At 63.1% G+C, this 17011-nt stretch carries 14 protein-coding genes and 5 pseudogenes; 7 read left to right on the plus strand and 12 right to left on the minus strand.

Annotated elements, in window-relative coordinates; all coding sequences use genetic code 11:
* Positions 1-79: 79 nt before the first annotated feature.
* Together BG60_RS36775 and hpxZ are read left to right on the plus strand one after the other, a co-directional pair.
* Positions 80-361: pseudogene (locus tag BG60_RS36775) on the plus strand (helix-turn-helix domain-containing protein); the annotation flags it as partial.
* A pseudogene (gene hpxZ, locus BG60_RS08680) lies at positions 361-713 on the plus strand (oxalurate catabolism protein HpxZ). The pseudogenes BG60_RS36775 and hpxZ, both read left to right, overlap by 1 nt.
* Positions 714-932: 219 nt before the next feature.
* Here hpxZ and BG60_RS08690 read toward each other — a convergent pair.
* Both BG60_RS08690 and BG60_RS08695 read right to left on the minus strand, forming a co-directional pair.
* Positions 933-1487: an N-formylglutamate amidohydrolase gene (locus BG60_RS08690; RefSeq protein ID WP_008345517.1), complete on the minus strand. Its 555-nt coding sequence runs from the start codon at positions 1485-1487 to the stop codon at positions 933-935.
* Between the two features lie 93 nt (positions 1488-1580).
* On the minus strand, positions 1581-2690 hold the full coding sequence (locus BG60_RS08695; RefSeq protein WP_075583492.1) for a porin: 1110 nt from the start codon (positions 2688-2690) through the stop codon (positions 1581-1583).
* 352 nt (positions 2691-3042) lie between these two features.
* On the opposite strand from BG60_RS08695, the pseudogene BG60_RS08700 reads away from it, so the two are divergent.
* Positions 3043-3234 (plus strand): annotated as a pseudogene (locus tag BG60_RS08700) (RND transporter); the annotation flags it as partial.
* 315 nt (positions 3235-3549) lie between these two features.
* Here BG60_RS08700 and BG60_RS08705 read toward each other — a convergent pair.
* Both BG60_RS08705 and BG60_RS08710 read right to left on the minus strand, forming a co-directional pair.
* Positions 3550-4509: pseudogene (locus BG60_RS08705) on the minus strand (MFS transporter); the annotation flags it as partial.
* A 394-nt stretch (positions 4510-4903) separates the two neighbouring features.
* Complete coding sequence (locus BG60_RS08710; RefSeq protein WP_008345513.1) at positions 4904-5800, minus strand: LysR family transcriptional regulator; 897 nt, start codon at positions 5798-5800, stop codon at positions 4904-4906.
* Positions 5801-5893: 93 nt separating this feature from the next.
* Between BG60_RS08710 and BG60_RS08715 the strand changes: the two genes are divergently transcribed.
* Positions 5894-6892, plus strand: a complete 999-nt coding sequence (locus BG60_RS08715) for an NAD-dependent epimerase/dehydratase family protein (protein WP_008345511.1) — start codon at positions 5894-5896, stop codon at positions 6890-6892.
* A 516-nt stretch (positions 6893-7408) separates the two neighbouring features.
* Here BG60_RS08715 and BG60_RS39505 read toward each other — a convergent pair.
* Positions 7409-7579, minus strand: a pseudogene (locus BG60_RS39505) (cupin domain-containing protein); the annotation flags it as partial.
* A 42-nt stretch (positions 7580-7621) separates the two neighbouring features.
* Between BG60_RS39505 and BG60_RS08725 the strand changes: the two are divergent.
* The gene (locus tag BG60_RS08725; protein WP_008345508.1) at positions 7622-8014 is read left to right on the plus strand and encodes an N-formylglutamate amidohydrolase; all 393 of its coding nucleotides are present in this window, start codon (positions 7622-7624) and stop codon (positions 8012-8014) included.
* 202 nt (positions 8015-8216) lie between these two features.
* On the opposite strand, the gene BG60_RS08730 is transcribed toward BG60_RS08725, so the two are convergent.
* From BG60_RS08730 to BG60_RS08760, 7 genes are all read right to left on the minus strand, one after another.
* On the minus strand, positions 8217-9236 hold the full coding sequence (locus BG60_RS08730; protein WP_008345505.1) for an ABC transporter substrate-binding protein: 1020 nt from the start codon (positions 9234-9236) through the stop codon (positions 8217-8219).
* A 24-nt stretch (positions 9237-9260) separates the two neighbouring features.
* Complete coding sequence (locus BG60_RS08735) at positions 9261-10169, minus strand: SMP-30/gluconolactonase/LRE family protein (protein ID WP_008345503.1); 909 nt, start codon at positions 10167-10169, stop codon at positions 9261-9263.
* 27 nt (positions 10170-10196) lie between these two features.
* Positions 10197-11183, minus strand: a complete 987-nt coding sequence (locus BG60_RS08740; protein ID WP_008345495.1) for an ABC transporter permease — start codon at positions 11181-11183, stop codon at positions 10197-10199.
* A complete protein-coding gene (locus BG60_RS08745; protein WP_008345494.1) occupies positions 11180-12130 on the minus strand; it encodes an ABC transporter permease in 951 nt (316 codons plus the stop codon). The genes BG60_RS08740 and BG60_RS08745 overlap by 4 nt, the downstream gene beginning before the upstream one ends.
* Positions 12127-13608: a sugar ABC transporter ATP-binding protein gene (locus BG60_RS08750; protein ID WP_008345493.1), complete on the minus strand. Its 1482-nt coding sequence runs from the start codon at positions 13606-13608 to the stop codon at positions 12127-12129. The genes BG60_RS08745 and BG60_RS08750 overlap by 4 nt, the downstream gene beginning before the upstream one ends.
* 33 nt (positions 13609-13641) lie before the next feature.
* Entirely contained in the window at positions 13642-14676 is a 1035-nt protein-coding gene (locus BG60_RS08755; RefSeq protein ID WP_008345492.1) for a substrate-binding domain-containing protein, read from the minus strand.
* A gap of 284 nt (positions 14677-14960) precedes the next feature.
* On the minus strand, positions 14961-15308 hold the full coding sequence (locus BG60_RS08760; protein ID WP_033535656.1) for a hypothetical protein: 348 nt from the start codon (positions 15306-15308) through the stop codon (positions 14961-14963).
* Between the two features lie 558 nt (positions 15309-15866).
* On the opposite strand from BG60_RS08760, the gene BG60_RS36780 reads away from it, so the two are divergent.
* Positions 15867-16046 (plus strand): MbtH family protein, encoded by a 180-nt coding sequence (locus BG60_RS36780; protein WP_008345490.1) that lies wholly within the window; start codon positions 15867-15869, stop codon positions 16044-16046.
* Positions 16047-16070: 24 nt separating this feature from the next.
* A complete protein-coding gene (locus BG60_RS08765; protein ID WP_034471119.1) occupies positions 16071-16967 on the plus strand; it encodes a cupin-like domain-containing protein in 897 nt (298 codons plus the stop codon).
* Positions 16968-17011: the final 44 nt, after the last annotated feature.

Consider the following 17011-nt stretch of genomic DNA (forward strand, 5'->3'; position numbering starts at 1 on the left):
ATGTCGTGTTTCTGCTAAGTAGAGATGTCGCGTTTTGGCGTAGGTTCGTCGCCACACAAGCGTTTCAGGAGCGCGGGCGATGAACACGATTGGGACCATCACGATGTCGATGCGTGAACTGGACCGACTCAAGGCGATTCAGGCGGTCGCCGACGCGCGACTCAAACCCGAGCGTGCGGCCGAACGGCTGAACTTGAGCGTACGGCAAGTCGAACGCCTGGTGTGGCGTTACCACGCGGCCGGCGTGGCCGGTCTGGTGTCAGGCAAACGCGGACGCCCGAGCAACCATCAATTGCCCAACGGCGTGGCACAGCGCGCGCTGGCGTTGATCCGCGAACGCTACGAGGACTTCGGGCCGAGCTGGCCGAGGTCGAAGCGGCCTTCGACGCGTACGAGACCGCACTCGTCACGAACGACGTCGCGATGCTCGACGCGCTGTTTTTCGATACGCCGCATACGCTGCGCTACGGCGCCACGGAAAACCTCTACGGTTACAAGGCGATCCGCGCGTTCCGGGCTGCACGACCGGGCAAGACACTGGCGCGCACGGTGACCGCGCGCGTCGTGACCACATGCGGCGATGCCTTCCCGTCGCGAACATCGAGTTCCGGCGCGATGGCGATCCGCGCATCGGCCGGCAGACTCAAACGTGCGTGAAGATGCCCGAGGGATGGCGCGTCGCCAGCGCGCATGTAAGCTCGATGGGCGCGTAGCGGCGCGCCTGGCCGACTGCCTGACCAGCAGCGGCCGTTGCGCATCACCGTGAAATGCGTCATTGCGAGGTCAATTCCGTTCGCGCGACGCAACCCGATGAATATTCGATCTGCATCGGAAGCACGTCACTTGCTGCGCAAAGTCCAGCGACGATCGGAAAGAGGGTCGACGTCCGGCAAGTCACGTCGATGCTGTGGCCGATGACCGGCTCGCCGACGTCAATCCAACGCCACGACCGCATCGAGCGCGCCGCCGACCATCGCGCGCAGCGTCGGCTGGATAGCGTCGGCTTTCTCCGGCAGATACACGAACGGCGGCGCTTCATCCATATACGCGGACTGACACATTTCCAGTTGGACCGCGTGAATCCCGTCCTGCGGCGCGCCGTAATGGCGCGTGATGAAGCCGCCCTTGAAGCGCCCGTTCGCGACCCACGTGTAATCGCTTTGCGCGGCCGCATCCGTCACCGCCCTCGTCACCGATTCCGCCGCCGTCCTCCCATCCTGCGTGCCGATGTTCAGGTCTGGCAGCTTGCCGTCGAAAAGACGCGGCAGCACGCTCGCGATCGAGTGCCCTTCCCACAGCAGCACGTTCCCGTGCATGTCGCGCAGACGCACAAGCTCGGCGGCGATCGCATCGTGATACGGCTGCCAGTACGCTGTCACGCGACGCTGCTTTTCGGCGGCATCGGGAGCGCAGCCTTCACGATTCACCTGCTCGCCGCGAAACGTCAGATCGGGGCACAGGCCGGTCGTCGTCTGGCAAAACCTCATCCCGCAGCCACGCCTCGATTGCGCGGTCACGCTCGCGTAATGCACCAAGCGCAAGGCACATGACTACTTCGGCCGAAAAGAAACGTCGGCGCGTCAGAAAATATGCATCATGCCGATGTACGCGCCCGTCTGGGATTGCCCCGCGAGCGGACTCGTGCCCGGATCGGCGTCGCGCGGCGTGGCGAAGACGGAGAACGTACCGTTCGCGCTGTTGCGCACGTAAGCGACCGTGCTGTACAGAAATGTGCGCTTGGTGAAGTTATAGGTCGTGCCGAGCACATAGAGCATCGCGTGGCTCGCCGGGTCATGCGATGCGTCGCCGCCGCCCTCGCCCACGTGGACATAGAAGCCCGCCGCCGTGACGGCCCAAGCGGGCGTCGCCTGATAGGTCGCGCCGAGCCAATAGTGATCGGCGGTGCTGGAGAGGCCCGCGGGCGTGTCGGGCGCGGAATAGTGCGTGTAGGCGGCCTGCACTTTCCATCGATCCACCTTCAGGTTCGCGCCCACGAAGAGTTCGCGCGACGCCTGAAATACGTTGTTCATCTGGCCATTCTGGCTGCGCAGTTCGTCATAGATGCCGCGCACGTCGAAAAGCGGCGAGTGGTAAGTCAGCATGATGCCGTCCGAGCGGCCGAACTCGCCCGCCGCGCCGGAGTTGAACGCGCCCGCCTGACCGCCCAGCGAGTACTGTCCTTGCACGTCGAATCCATGAAACACGGGGCTGTGATATTCGACGTTGTTGCTCGTCTGCTGCCAGTTGCGTCCGCGCACGAGTGATGCCGATGACACCGCCTGTTGCACGAAGGGATCGAATTCCCAGACGCCGTCGCTGTCAATGAACAGATTGCGGCCCGCCTGCAACTGCCCGTATGTCTTCGAGCTCAGTCCGACATAGGCGCGGCGCGACCAGAGACGTCCGCCCCCCGTGGTGCCGTTCATGATCTGGATCGCAGTTTCGAGATTGAACACCGACGTCAGGCCGCCGCCTAGATCTTCGTTGCCTTTGAGGCCCCACATGCTGGTGCCCCAGTCGCCGCCCTCGGCGCTCCATCGCGCGGATGTGCCGCCGGTACCGTTCGCGATGTGATTCAGATATTCGATGCCCCCGTCGAGGCGTCCATACATCGTGACGCTGGATTGCGCCATGGCGCCCGACGCGACAAAGGTGAAACCGACCACCGCTTTCCGTACACAACCTTTCATGTTCGGTTCGACTCCGTTGGGGGTCCGCTCGGATGCGCGGAACCGATGCACGCGAACATAGCACCATCGCGAGAACTCGGCACAGATCCAGTAACCGCAACGGTCAAGAACTAGAAGATGATCTCAATCGAAGTCCGTTTGCTGCGTCCCGCGCAGCTAGCGATCCAACGGGCAGCCGCGAGCAGCCATACTTCAGCCGGTCGAGGTCGCCATCGGCGATGCTACTTGTTTCGCCAAGCAAGCTCGCTTTCAGTCCCGAACGTCGCTAAGACCTTAGCGCGCACGTCGGACCTCATAGTCGACACAGCTACGAAGGTAAGAACGTTCCATCCACCCTTTCGTGCTCAAGGGGACGAACCGCTATCAGGCCGGCTCGGTTGACTATCTCAATGTCGCCAGCGCGCAGACCATTGCGCTCGAGAACCAGCGCAACGGCGAGACGATCGAAGCGCGCCGACTGAATGCTAGCGTTCGACTGCTCAAGGCGCTCGGAGGCGGCTGGGATCGCACGGCGCTGCGCGACACGGCGGCCGCAGCGCAATGACACCGTTGTCGTTTTGGCACTAGCTTCTCCGACCTTCAAACCTCCGTACAGACAGGAATTAGCAAATTCCTGCTGTACGTGGAATCGAGGCATGGTCATCGGATCGACGCCTGCATTCGCGTACGCCCTGATGCGCGCCAGCGGCCTCTGACTAAGCAACCTCGGCTTTCGACGGCGCCTCACAGAAAGACCGTTGATATTGAGGGAATGAAGGCGATCGCGATCAATCCGAGAAGCAACATACCGAGGTAAATCCAGATTCGCCTCGAAGCGCAGGCGAGCTCCAGAAAGCCGCGCCGCGCGAGATTTTCATGCTCAGGCTGCCTCCGTCTTGCCGACCATGTGCCCGGATCGTCCTTTGCGCGTCAAGAGCAGCAACGTTGCGACACTGACGAGCGTAAGGATGGCAAGCGGCATGAGCGCGAGGGAGTAACTGCCCGTTGCCTCCTTAACCCAGCCGTAGACGTTCACCATGAGGCCGCCACCAAGCAGATTTGCGATGGCGTTAATCGTTGCAAGGCCCGCCGCCGCCGCGCTGCCGGAGAGCATGTCGCCAGAGAGCGCCCAGAAAGGCCCTTTGAACGCATAAGCACCGACCAAAACGGCACAGAGCAGGCAGATCGTCGGGAGCACGGCGCCGCTAAGCGACGTGGCGAATAGGCCCATACCGATAAGAAGCATCGGAATGACTGTGTGCCAGCGACGTTCCTTTACTCGGTCAGAGCGTCGGCCCCAATAGACCATCAACACGCACGCCAACGCGTAGGGTACGGAGTTAATGAGGCCTGTCTGCATAACGGTCAGGCCGTACGACTTGAGCAATTGTGGCTGCCACACGTTCAGGGTGCTACCCGCAGCCGACGCGCAGGTATCGACAAGAGCAAGGCAAAGGACGTAGCGGTTTCGGAAGAGCTTCGTCAGCGGCATATCCAAGACTTTTTTTGGCGCCTTCGTCTCTGTCGCAAGTTCATTGGCGAGCCACGTGCGCTCTTCCTCCTTGAGCCATCTCGCTTGCTCCGGCTTGTTAGTCAAGAAGAACAGGCACATCAGACCAAGAAGCACAGTCGGCAGGCCTTCAAGGATAAAAAGCCAGTGCCATCCGCGCATCCCTGCGATTCCATCCATTTGCAGAAGCAGTGCGGATAGTGGTGAACCGACGAAGTTACCAAGCGGGATCGCCACCATGAATATAGCAACGATGCGAGCGCGGTACGACGCCGGAATCCAGTACGAGAGGTACAGTAGGACCCCCGGAAAGAAACCAGCCTCGGCAGCACGCATGGTGCCGAGATTCCGTACGTATTCAACACCCCTTCGTAGACGCGCTTGAGTTCATCGGCGTGCACATGGCTGTTCGGTTCGCTCGGCAATCAGAACGCGCGGCTCTCACCTCGCTGCCCGCGTCAAGTTTCTGGATTGACCTCGCCCAGAACGGTCAAATGCCTCTTCCTCCCTGGTAGCACGCGCTATAACATGCGCTGTCGCGTCTCGCGGAGAATCATCGATACGGGATCGAACAAATCCGTCGTGCCCATGCGAACTGGTTGCGCCGCTCGTCGAAGCTCCGCTGGAAGTGTTTCGGAAGACGGGTGCGGACTGCGCCGTGTCGATGCCTCGCGCCGACGCTCACAGTGAGGCTTGCGGATGCGCGTGTCGCCCAGTCGCGGCGTTATCGCGCGTACTGTTCGAGCGCGTCAGCAAGGGCATCGAAGGTAGCGCGGCAGCGCGGGCTCGCGCGCAGATCTTCGTGCATCGTCACCCACGTTTCGAGCCGGAGCGCGAACGCTTTCGACAGCACGCGTACGAGACCATCACGGCGCGCAATCGCGACATGACATCCGCCGATTCCCGCACCCGCGCGGATCAGTGCGAGTTGCGCGAGATCGCTATCGGCGCGCATCGAAAACAACGCGTGACGAAAACCCGGCAACGTGCGGCTCACATCGCGAATGAACGCGTTTGGCTGGTCGTAGCCGATGACCGCGTGTTCTGCGAGCGCCGCCATGCTGCGCGGCGTGCCGTGACGGTCGAGATAATCGCGCCGCGCATGGAGCCCGACCTCGATCACGCCGACTCGCCGCGCGACGAGTTGCGTCTGGCGCGGGCGCACCATGCGCACGGCAATATCCACTTCGCGCCTCAGCAAGTCCTGCACGCGGTTCGACAGCACGAGTTCGACGATCAATCGCGGATGCCGCTCGCGCAGCGCGGCGATGACCGGCGGCAGCACTTCGACCCCGACCACTTCGCTCGCGGATACGCGCACGACGCCCTGCACGCCCGCGCCGTCGTCGCCCGTGTGGCCGCTCGCCGCGCGCTTGAGCGATGCCGCCGTACTCTGCATCGCTTCGGCGTGCGACTGTAATGCAAGCGCAACGTCGGTCGGCTGAAGCCCGTTCTGCGAGCGCGTAAATAGACTTACCTTCAGCGCCCGTTCGAGCGCTTCAACGTGCCGCCCAGCCGTCGGCTGCGTGATGCCGAGCGCGCGCGCTGCACCCGACAGCGAGCCCTCGCGCAGCACTGCGAGGAACGTTCGGTAAAGCTCCCAGCCGATGTCGTCTGCCATACGTTTTTGAATATCGGATCAACGAGGTTCGCCAATTTTAATGTGTCCGCGAAGGGCGGAGAATGGCGTCATCGACAACCTGGGAGGCGTGACATGGCGCAAGGCGAAACGGTTCTGGTACTTGGGGCGACGGGCGGCATCGGCGGGGAAGTTGCGCGGCAATTGCGCGATGGGGGCTGGCGCGTGCACGGGCTGCGGCGTGGCGCGGGGGCATCGAAGGGCGACGGCATCGAATGGATTCACGGCGACGCGATGAACGCGGCCGACGTGATGCGCGCGGCACAGGGCGTATCCGTGATCGTGCACGCGGTAAATCCGCCAGGCTATAAGCGCTGGGCCGAACTGGTGCTGCCGATGACCGACAACACCATCGCGGCGGCGAAGGCGCAGGGCGCTACCATCGTGTTGCCGGGCACGGTCTACAACTTCGGGCCGGACGCGTTTCCATTCATCGACGAAGACGCGCCACAGCATCCCGTCACGCGCAAAGGCGCGATTCGCGTGGAAATGGAAGCGCGTCTGCAACGCGCGAGCAAGGAAGGTGCGCGAGTGCTGATCGTGCGCGCGGGCGATTTCTTCGGGCCAAGAGCGGGCAATAACTGGCTCGCGCAAGGACTCGTGAAGCCAGGAAAGCCGGTGGCGAAGGTCAGCAATCCGGGTGCGCGTGGCATCGGGCATCAATGGGCGTATCTACCCGATGTCGCTCGCACGATGGTTGAACTGCTTGCGCACCGCCATTCGCTCGATGCGTTCGCGCGCTTTCACATGAGCGGTCATTGGGACGAGGACGGCACCGGCTTTGCCGACGCGATCCGTCGCGTGGTCGCGCGGCGCACCGGGCGGGCGCCCGCTGTCGTCGGCTTTCCGTGGTGGCTGCTCGCGCTTGCCGCGCCGTTCAACGTAACATTCAGGGAGCTTCAGGAAATGCGCTATCTATGGACGACGTCCGTGCATCTGAATAACGCGCGGCTCGTGCAGACGCTCGGCCACGAGCCGCATACACCGCTGGACGTGGCCGTCGAAAAGACGCTAATCGGCCTCGGATGTCTCGCGCCTGATGTTCGAGCTTCGCTATCGAGCCTCGCTCCGTAAAGCGAGCGGCCGTTAAGATCCCCGCAGTACGTGAGCCTGCCGTCCGGCTAAGCATTCTGGCTTCCGCGCAATGCGGACGATGCTCGACTGGTAGCGTATTCAGGAACGGGTTCGCTCGGCTCGAAACTGTCGCACGACGAAACCTTCGAGCCCGCCCCACGAATCGCGTGTGCCTGACCGAGGGTGATTCTTCGGGCGGTTGATTGTCTTGCCCCCTTCTCAAAGGCATATCCTGAAGATGGTGACCTGAGATGTTCTTGAAGGCGGACGGAAACGCAGACGATTAGTTGCGCTCTGTGTTTCCTCGCGATTGTCGCCGGTTCACCAGCCATGGCCGAGTGGCAGGCGCCGGGCTGTTTCGACCGGCACATGCCTTGTGTCCTCAAGCGAATCGCCGGTGGAACTACCTGGCCCCACACAAGAGCGGACGTTGAACTGGAATCGACGCAATCGCGCCCTCGGAGAATCGCCCGTCTCCGCCCGCCACGTCTCACCGGTCATACCCCGGTGGCCGGCTCAAATCCACTGGTCGTTCGCGACAGTACGCTCGCTTGCCGCGCCGTCGCCTGTGTTCACGACACCTCGCGGCTCGATAAGCAGCAGCTTGACTTCTGCGTTTGCACAGGGCTTGTGCTCGACTCCCTTCGGAACGACTCCCAACTGTCCGGCACGTCGTATCACGACGCCCTTCAGGAAGAGCTGACGCGCCTGCGCAGCCAGCATCGGAATGTGCTGCTCTGGGAAGCGCACTCGATCGCGAGCGTGCTGCCGCGCCTTTTCGAAGGCAAGCTTCCGGACTTCAACATCGGTACGCAGGATGGCCGCACCGCCGCGCCCTCCGTGCAGGAAGCAATACAGCGCGTCGCAGCGGCGAGTCCGTTCACATGGATTGCGAACGGCCGCTTCAAGGGCGGCTTTATCACGCGGCACGCCGGCGCGCCGCAGGACGGCGTGCATGCGGTGCAACTGGAGATGTGCCAGTCCACCTATATGAGCGAAAACGCACCGTTCCACTATCTGCCCGAGGTCGCGAAGAAAGTGGAGCCGGTGGTACGCGGCATGGTGAATGGCGCGCTCGACGCAATCGTCAAGCTGACTGCGAACGCCTCGCGGGCGAAATGAGCGCGAGACGTCCTTGCCGCAGGACGTCTCGGCAATACCTTCTGAACACCACGAGCAGAGACGCTCTGGCCAATACACGCTTGCCGAGCTTCATCAGCGCTCGGAGCAGGCGATCAGGCTGGCGGGCGACGAGCCAACCGCATTCAACGCGCCGTGTACCCGCAGATTCATTCGTCGTGTTTCCATCTCCGATGATACGTGCCTACTTCTTCCCATCCACGACGGCGACGACCTCGTCGCGCGTGTACTCCTTGTTCGCCAATGCACCAACCGGCGTTTTGGCCAGCACCGCGTCGAGTTCCTCCGGCTTCACTTCCAGAACCGGCATACGGATGTCGTGCGGCATCTTCTTGCCGGCGAGAAGCTGCTGCGTCACCCAGAAGGCGAACGAGGACGCGCCCGGCGGAATCGTCACCGACATCGTCTCGTAACCGCTCTTCTTCTGTTCGGCCCACCAGGCGAGTTCTTCCTGCCGGTTGCCGAGAATGATGATCGGCGTCGGCCGCCCCGCGGCCTTGAGCGCCTGCGCGGTGCCGAAGCCGTCGCCCCCTTGCGTGAGCACGCCGTCGACCTTCGGCAAAGTCGGCAGGATGCCCGCGACCTGCTTCTGCGCGACGGTCTGCGTCCAGTCCCCGTGCACCGAACCGACGATCTTCATCCCCGGATACTTCTTGAGTTCGTCGACGATGCCCTGATGAATCTCGTCGTCCACGGAGACGCCCGCGAGTCCGCGAATTTCGAGCAAGTTGCCCTTGCCGTTCAGCCGCTTCGCCAAGTAATCGACCTGCATGCGGCCCATGCCCTGAAAATCCACGGCAATGCGATACGCGCACGGCTCGGTTGCGATGCCATCGAACGATACGACCGTCACGCCCGCGCCGCATGCCTGCTTGATGACGCCGTTGAGCGCCGTGGGCGAAACGGCATCGACGGCGATGGCCTTGAAGCCTTGCAAGATGAGATTCTGGATCTGCTGAACCTGCTCTGTCGCCTGGCTTTCGGCTGTCGTGAAGCTGGGCGCCGCCGCGACGACCTTCTGCTTCACGGCCGGATCGGCGACGTTGGCCCAGCTCTTGAGCATCTGCTGGCGCCAGCTATTGCCCGCGTAGTTGTTCGACAGCGCGATCTTCATCGACGACGTATCGCCCGTCGCGACCTGCGCCGACGCGCCCGCCGATGCCGCGACCAGGCACAGCGCCACGGCCAGTGTTGTGATTCTCATGCTCGTCTCCTGTTATTGATGTTTTTACCGTCCCGCGCCACGCACGCCGACATGCAGCGAATAGATCGATGACGTCGCCGTAATGAACAGGCGATTTCGATGGATGCCGCCGAACGTCAGGTTCGCGACGACCTCGGGAATGAGGATCTTGCCGAGCAGCGTGCCGTCGGGTGCGTAGCAGTGCACGCCGTCCTCCGCGCTGGTCCAGACATTGCCGTGCTCGTCGACCCGCATGCCGTCCGGCACGCCGCTCTGCATCTCGATGAACACGCGTCCGTTACGCAATACGCCATCGCCCGATACATCGAACACGCGGATATGACGCGGCGCTTCTTCGTCGTGGGAAGCGGCCGAATCCGCGATGTAGATCTGCGATTCGTCCGGAGAAAACGCGAGGCCGTTCGGCTTCGCGAAGTCGTCGCAGACGAGATGCACACGCGCGCCGTCGGGCGATAGGCGATACACGTTGCATCGGCCGATCTCGCTCTCTGCGCGATAGCCTTCGTAGTCGCTCAAGATTCCGTAGTCGGGATCCGTGAACCAGATGTCGCCCTTCGAATCAACGACGACATCGTTCGGCGAGTTCAGCCGCTTGCCTTCGAAATGCGATGCAAGCACGGTCACGCTGCCGTCGTGCTCCGTGCGCGTCACGCGCCGCGCGCCATGCTCGCAACTCACGAGCCGCCCTTCGCGGTCGCGCGTGTTGCCGTTGCTGTAGTTCGACGGCGCGCGAAACACGCCGACGCCCATTCCCGGCGCCCAGCGCAGCATGCGGTTGTTCGGGATGTCGCTCCAGACGAACAGGTCCGTGGCCGGAAAATAGACCGGTCCTTCCGCCCAGAGGCATTCGTCCGTCACTTTGGAAAGGAACGCGTTCGGCTGCAGCAGCAGCCTGAAACGCGGATCATGCACTTCGAAATCGCTGGGTTTCATGTCTCCTCGTCCTTTGTGGATTGCGTGTCAGCGCGCCGGTTTTCCGCCGGCGGCGACCGTCACCGCGATGATGAGCACGCCGTACACGATGGAGCGCACGCCGGCATCGGCGCCGACCGCGTTGAGCGCGGCGTTGGTGAGAAACAGGAACATCGAGGCGCCCCATACGCCGACGATCGTCGCCTTGCCGCCCGTGACCAGCGTGCCGCCGATCACGACCACGGCGATCGAGATCAGCATGTACTCGACGCCCATATCGAGCGACGCGCCGCCTGATGTCGCCGCGAGCAGCAGGGCCGTGAGCGCCGCGATCATCGACGAAAGCACGTAGGCAAGGCAGCGCGTGCGATGCACGTTCACGCCCGCGAGCCACGCGGCGCGCGCGTTCTGTCCGATCGCCGAAAGCCTGCGGCCATACACGGCGCGATGAAGCAGCACCGCGAGCGCGACCGACAAGGCGAGCGCAACCAGCGCGATATACGGCACGTTGAAGAGCCGGCTCGTGGCGAATGCGCCCAGCGCGGGCGGCGGCGGCGGAAGCTGGCGCCCTTGCGTAATGGCGATCGACTGGATGATGAAGCTCGACGACAGCGTCGCGATGATCGGCGGAATGCGCAGCAGCCGGATCAGCATGTAGTTCGCGATCCCGACCGCGACGCCCACGCCGAGCGCCGCCGCGACGCCGAGCGCAATCTGGCCGTTGGAGCCGCCCATCGCGTGCATGCCGACGACGCCCGCGAGCGCGATCGTCGACGGCACCGAGAGGTCGATGTTGCCGACACCCGACGTGATGACGAGCATCTGCCCGAGACCGACCAGCACCATGAACACGCCGTAGGTGAGGGCCGTCTGCGCGACATTGCTCGCGATGCCGAAGCCGAAGATGCCGACGATACCGAACCACACGAGCACCGTGCCGACGAAAGACCACGCCCAGGGCGCTTGAACGCCCTTCAGCCGTTCCCACGCGGTATCGTTGTTGGCGAGCGCTTCACCGGAAGTCTGCGATTTCATTGCCGTTCCCCGCGTTGCAGCAGCACGCGCAAGGACAGCACGACGATCAGGATCGCGCCCTGCATGCCGACTTGCCAATCCGCCGAGATGTTGAGAAAGGCGAGGAACGACGCCGCGAGCGTGAGCGTGATGGCACCGAGCACCGCGCCGATGACCGATACGCGCCCGCCGACGAATTCGCCACCGCCGAGAATGACCGCCGCAATCGAGAGCAGCGTGTAGCGCAGCGCAAGGTTCGCGTCGGCGGAGGTCGTGAGCCCGAGCAGCGAAAGACCCGACAGCACGCCGAACACGCCCGCGATGCCGTAAAGCGTCGCCTTGCTGCGCACGAGCGACCAGCCGAAGCGCCGCATCGCGCGCGGATTGCCGCCCGCGCCGCGTATGCGCACGCCGGCCGAGGTGCGCATCAGCAGAATGTGCCCTGCGATGGCAATGAGCACCGACCACACGATCGGCGCGGCGATGAACGGCGTCTGATAGCTCATCGCCGTGCCGAGCCAGCCGGGGCTCGCGCCGCCCGGCGAAGGCAGCAGCACGATCGCGAGCCCGCTCCACACGAACGACAGCCCGAGCGTCACGACGATGGACGGAATTTGCCGCAGTTCGATCAGCGCGCCGACGGCTGCATACGCGAGCACACAGGCGACGAGCGCGAGCGCGCCGAGCCACGGCTCCTTGACGAGCAGCGTCGCGCCGATGCACGCGACGAGACTCACGAATGGACCGATGGACAAGTCGAGATCGTTGACGGTGATGATCGCGAGTTGCGCAAGCGTGGCGAGCACGATCGGCACGGCCAGATTGAGCAGCAGGCTCGATCCGAAATAGCTCATCACGGCGGGCTGCATGACGAGAATCGGCACGAGCACCGCGACGAGCGAGATGGCGGGAAGCAGCGCGCGCAGACGCGCTTGCGTGTCCCGGAAGGTGATGCGCGCGGGGGTCATGCGGCCTGCTCCTCGAAGCTCGCAGCGAGCAGCGCTTCTTCCGTGCATTCGTCCGCATGCAAGACGCGCGTGACCGCCGACGAGCGAAAGACATACGTGCGGTCGCAATGCGACAGCTCTTCGTTTTCTGTCGTGTACCAGATGAACGTGCGGCCTTTCGCGGCTTCGTCGTGAACGAGCCGGTAGATGTCGCGCTTGGTGCCTACATCGACGCCGCGCGTCGGATCGTCCATCAGAATGAGCTGCGCGTCCGACGACAGCGCGCGCGCAAACAGCACCTTCTGCTGGTTGCCGCCCGAGAGCGACAGGATGCCCGCGCCCATCGGCGCGCCGCGTATGCCGATCTTCGTGCGCCACGCTTCCACGAGCGCGCGCGCCGCCGCGCGATCGACGAGTCCGCGCTTGCGCTTCGCGCCGCCGAGAAGCCACCGCAAATCGAGATTCTGCGCGATGGACCACACCGGGAACACGCCGTCGCGCCCGCGATCGCCCGCAACGAATGCGGCTTTCATGCGGCCCGCGCCGTGGCTCGTCGCTGCCTCGTAGATGGCGAGCAGCGCTTCGGTCTGGCCTTGGCCCGCGAGTCCGGCGAAGCCGACGATCTCTCCGCGCGATGCCTCGATCAGCGTATGTTTCCTTCCGCCGACGTTCCAGCGGAACGGTTTGTCATCGCTTTGTGCGTTGCGTATGCGGGCGGCGGCCGGCGTTTTCTCCGCTTCCAGATGCTGGCCCATCGCCTGAATGATCGACGCACGGTTCGCCTCGTTGCCCGGCAGCACGCCGACGATGCCGCCGTCGCGCATCACCATCACACGATTCGCGACGCGCTCTATCTCGCCGAGCATGTGCGTAATCAGCAGACAGGTGATGCCGCTCTCTGCCGCGCGCCGGACGAAGGCAAGCAGTTGATCGGCGGTATGGGCATCGAGCGACGAGGTCGGCTCGTCGAGGATCACGAGACGCACGGGCGCGTCCGTCACCGTGAACCCGCGCGCGATCTCGACCATCTGCTGTTGGGTGAGCGTCAGATCGGACACGAGTTCGTTGCCCTTCAGTCCGTTGCCCGGAAAAATCTCTTCGAGCTTGTCGCGCATGAGCGCCGTTGCCGTGCGCCGCCAGCCGCGCCCGCGCAATTTCGGATGCACGATCGTCATGTTTTCCGCGACCGTCAGGTTCGCGCACAGCGAGAGTTCCTGAAAGACGCAGCGCACGCCGGCCTTGCGCGCGGCGTTGGCGTCGTAGTGCGGCGCGCTTTGGCCGTCCACTTCGATACGGCCCTGCGTCGGCGCATACACGCCCGCGAGCACGGCCATGAGCGTCGATTTGCCCGCGCCGTTGTGTCCCGCGATGCCGACGCATTCGCCGCGCGTGAACGCGAAGTCGATGTCCGCGAGCGCGCGCACCCGGCCGAAGGTCTTGCCGACGCCTTCGAAGCGAATCAGCGTGCGCTCGTCCTCTGTATTGATAGTTGCGCCCATTCACATGCCTCCATGCGTGGCGTCATCGAATGCTTATTTCTTGTCGAGCAAGGCCACGGTCTGCGGCAGCGTATAAGTGACGTCGGCGATTCCACCCGGCGGCGTCGCGGCGAGCCTCGCCGGCAACTCCTGCTGCGAGATGGCGAGCAGCGGCACGTTAATGGTGACTTCCTTCGGAATCTTCTTGCCCGCGAGCACTTGCTGCGCCACCCAGAACGCGAACGAGACCGCGCCCGGCGGATTCGACAGCGAGCGCGACTGATAACCGGTCTTCGCCTGCTCGCTCCACCATTGCAGTTCGGGATAGGTGCTGCCGATGACCATCGGCGGCGCGGGACGATTGGCGGCCTTGAACGCCTGCGCGATGCCGAACGACATCTCGCCTTCGGTCGCCACGCCATCGACTTGCGGTAGCGTCGGGAGAATGCCGGCCACAGCCTTCTGCGCGACCGATTGCGTCCAGTCGCCGTTCACCGAGCCGACGAGCTTGAGCCCCGGATGCTTCTTGAGCCCTTCGAGCACACCTTCGTGCATGAGGTTGTCGACGGAGATGCCGGCCACGCCGCGCACTTCCAGTATGTTGCCGTGGCCATTGAGCTTTGTCGCCAGATAGTCGACGCCCTGCTCCGCCCAGCCCTTGAAGTCGAAATTGACGCGATACGCGCACGGCTCGTCGACGACGCCGTCGAACGAGACGACGACGACGCCCGCGGCGCATGCCTTCTTGATGGTGCCGTTGAGCGCGGTCGGCGAAACGGCGTCGATGACGATCGCGTTATAGCCTTGCAGGATCAGGTTCTGAACCTGCTGCGCCTGCTCCGTCACCTGATTCTCGGCGGTCGTGAAAGCGGGCGCGGCCGCGATCTTCTTGTCCGCCACCGCTTGCTGGGCGACGGCGTTCCAGCTCTTGAGCATCGACTGCCGCCACGCGTTGCCCGCGAAGCTATTCGACAGGGCGATTTTTTTCTGCGTGGTGTCGCCCGTTGCGACCTGCGCGTGCGCGGCGCCTGCGAGCATGCAGACGGCGAGCGCGAGCGCGGCTCTTGCCTGCACTCCTTCACGGAACATCGGGTTGTCTCCTTTCATTTTTCTTGTGGAGAGGCGCTGCGCGACTTCATCTACAGCACGCCCCTTCCGGGCGCATCGGGCGCGGTGCCGATGCGACGCTTCCAGTCAGTCTGCTTGATTCGTCCTGCGGTCAGGCCAATCGCGGTGGTCAGGCCACTCGATCGCGGAGCCAGTATAACGACAGTTTCGCGATTCGTGCAATTGCGCGCGTTACCGGTAACAGCGTGGCGCAGCGGCTTCGCCCCGGCTCACCAATCCCGCGGCATTGACGACGTGGATATTCTTCAGGAACGATGCCTCGCCGGGCCGCTTCTCCACATATTCGAGCGCATCGTCGCGTTCGTCGGATGCGGGCGTGTAGCGGTCGCGCCCAAGCAGCACATGATGGGCGATGCCGGCGAGTTCGGGCCGCGCATGCAGATCGACCGTGTAGCCCGTGCCGCGATCACGAAATCGAATTCGAACGTGCCGTCTTCCGCACGCGCGCGCACGCGGTTGTCATCGACGACGGCTTCGTGCCAGGGCGCAGCCAGATGCAGATGGAAGTTCGCATGACGCGCCACGCGTTCGATGGCGTCGGCGGGTGCAGTCGAGCCCGCGCGACGGAACCGCAGCGCCTGGCGCCAGCGCACGGCATCGCGGAAAGTTGTCGTATGCGCCGGGATACGCGCGTGCGCGGCTCACCGGGACCGCAGTCCATGTTTGAAGCACTCACAAACTCGGGCGAGGTGCACAGCGCACGCTCTTTCGAGTTAAGACCGAGTCTGTGCCGGTCTGCATGCAAATGCCGGGCGCTTTGAATTAGAAAACCAATCCTTGATACGCTTCTTTTATTGCGATCGAGGCCATCGGGAAGCGCTTCCATAGCTGCGTACCTCGTCCCCCAAGGGCAGCACACGCGTCACAAGCAACTCGACGTGCCTTGCGCCGAGCGCGATGTGGGCATCGCGCAAAGCACTCGTCACGCGAGACATATCGAACTCGGTAAGGCCCCCGCAATTTCCCTTGCTACCAATCCGAAGCCGATATTAAATAGCGATGCATTCCTCACGTCTTTTGCAAGGTGCTCGTCGCATCGAGTGCGCGCCACGCTCGACGCACGCTATGGCTCTCGCGACACCTCATTCAATGCTAACTCCCGGCGCCTATATTTCGTTGCAATCCGAAGCACGAACGAAGGGAGCAACAGCGTGGACAATCCATTCGACGACGATCAGGGCACATTCCGTGTGCTGATCAACGAATTGCAGCAGCGCTCGCTTTGGCCCGCTCATCTCGAGGTTCCGGACGGCTGGACGGTGGAGTATCCAGATTGCTCACGCAGGCAATGCCTGGACTACATCGAACAGAACTGGACTGCACGGTCCTGATGATTCTCGATCTGGGAGTGGGAAATGGCCAAGCGCATTGTGAAAGTGATCGACCTCGTTCCGGGACGCAGCGTTCAGCTTCCGTCCATCGATAATGAAACGCTCAGACACGGACAATTCTGGAGCGACAATGTCTGCGCTCAGAAACCTGTTGTCATCAGAGGAGCGGTGCGCAACTGGCCTGCTCTCCGGAAATGGAACGCACCCGGCTATCTCGAAGCATTGACGGATAGCGAAGTCGGCATCTCGGATGCGTTCAACGCCTCGCCCACCGGTCTCTGGTATGCAAATCTCCCGAAGCTGAAACTCAATCAGGCCATTACGCGTCTGCGCGACGCAGGGCCGGACGAGACGCATGCGATCCGCGCGCTCCCTATTCCGTCGGAATGGAAACCCGATCTCGGCCATTATGAGTTTCTCGAAAGAGAGCACGATCGACCGCCGCGCGCATATGCACAAGACCGGCTCTTCATCTATCGGAATGCTTCGACCGAATGGCACTACCACACGACCGACGAGACGCTAACCACGCAGATCATCGGCACCAAGCGCATTTCCATGTTCAGGCTGTCCAGTGAAAACTGGCAAGCGTATGCCGTGCCGATCAAGTCCAATCTTCATCACATGAATGATGGCGCGCGCTTCTTTCCCGCGGACGGTGCACTGACGAAGTTCGAAACCACGCTTGCGCCCGGCGACGTTCTCTATATCCCACCGTTCTGGTGGCATGGCGTCGATCCCGCCGATAACGATTTCGGCATCACACTCGCTCATTGTTTCAAAACGCCGCTCAATCGCCTCGGTTCACTGAGCGATCCCGCGGTGAAAGACGTCATCCGCGCGCAGCACAGCGCCATGCTCGCGTTCCGGATGAGAGCGTTCGTCGCCCTCGGTTCGCTTTCGAGGCTCGTGACTTCCTGAGTTTCACATTCATACCCGCGGCCAATCGAGGCGCGTTTGCGTCG

The organism is Caballeronia zhejiangensis (assembly GCF_000698575.1).
GTDB lineage: Bacteria > Pseudomonadota > Gammaproteobacteria > Burkholderiales > Burkholderiaceae > Caballeronia > Caballeronia zhejiangensis.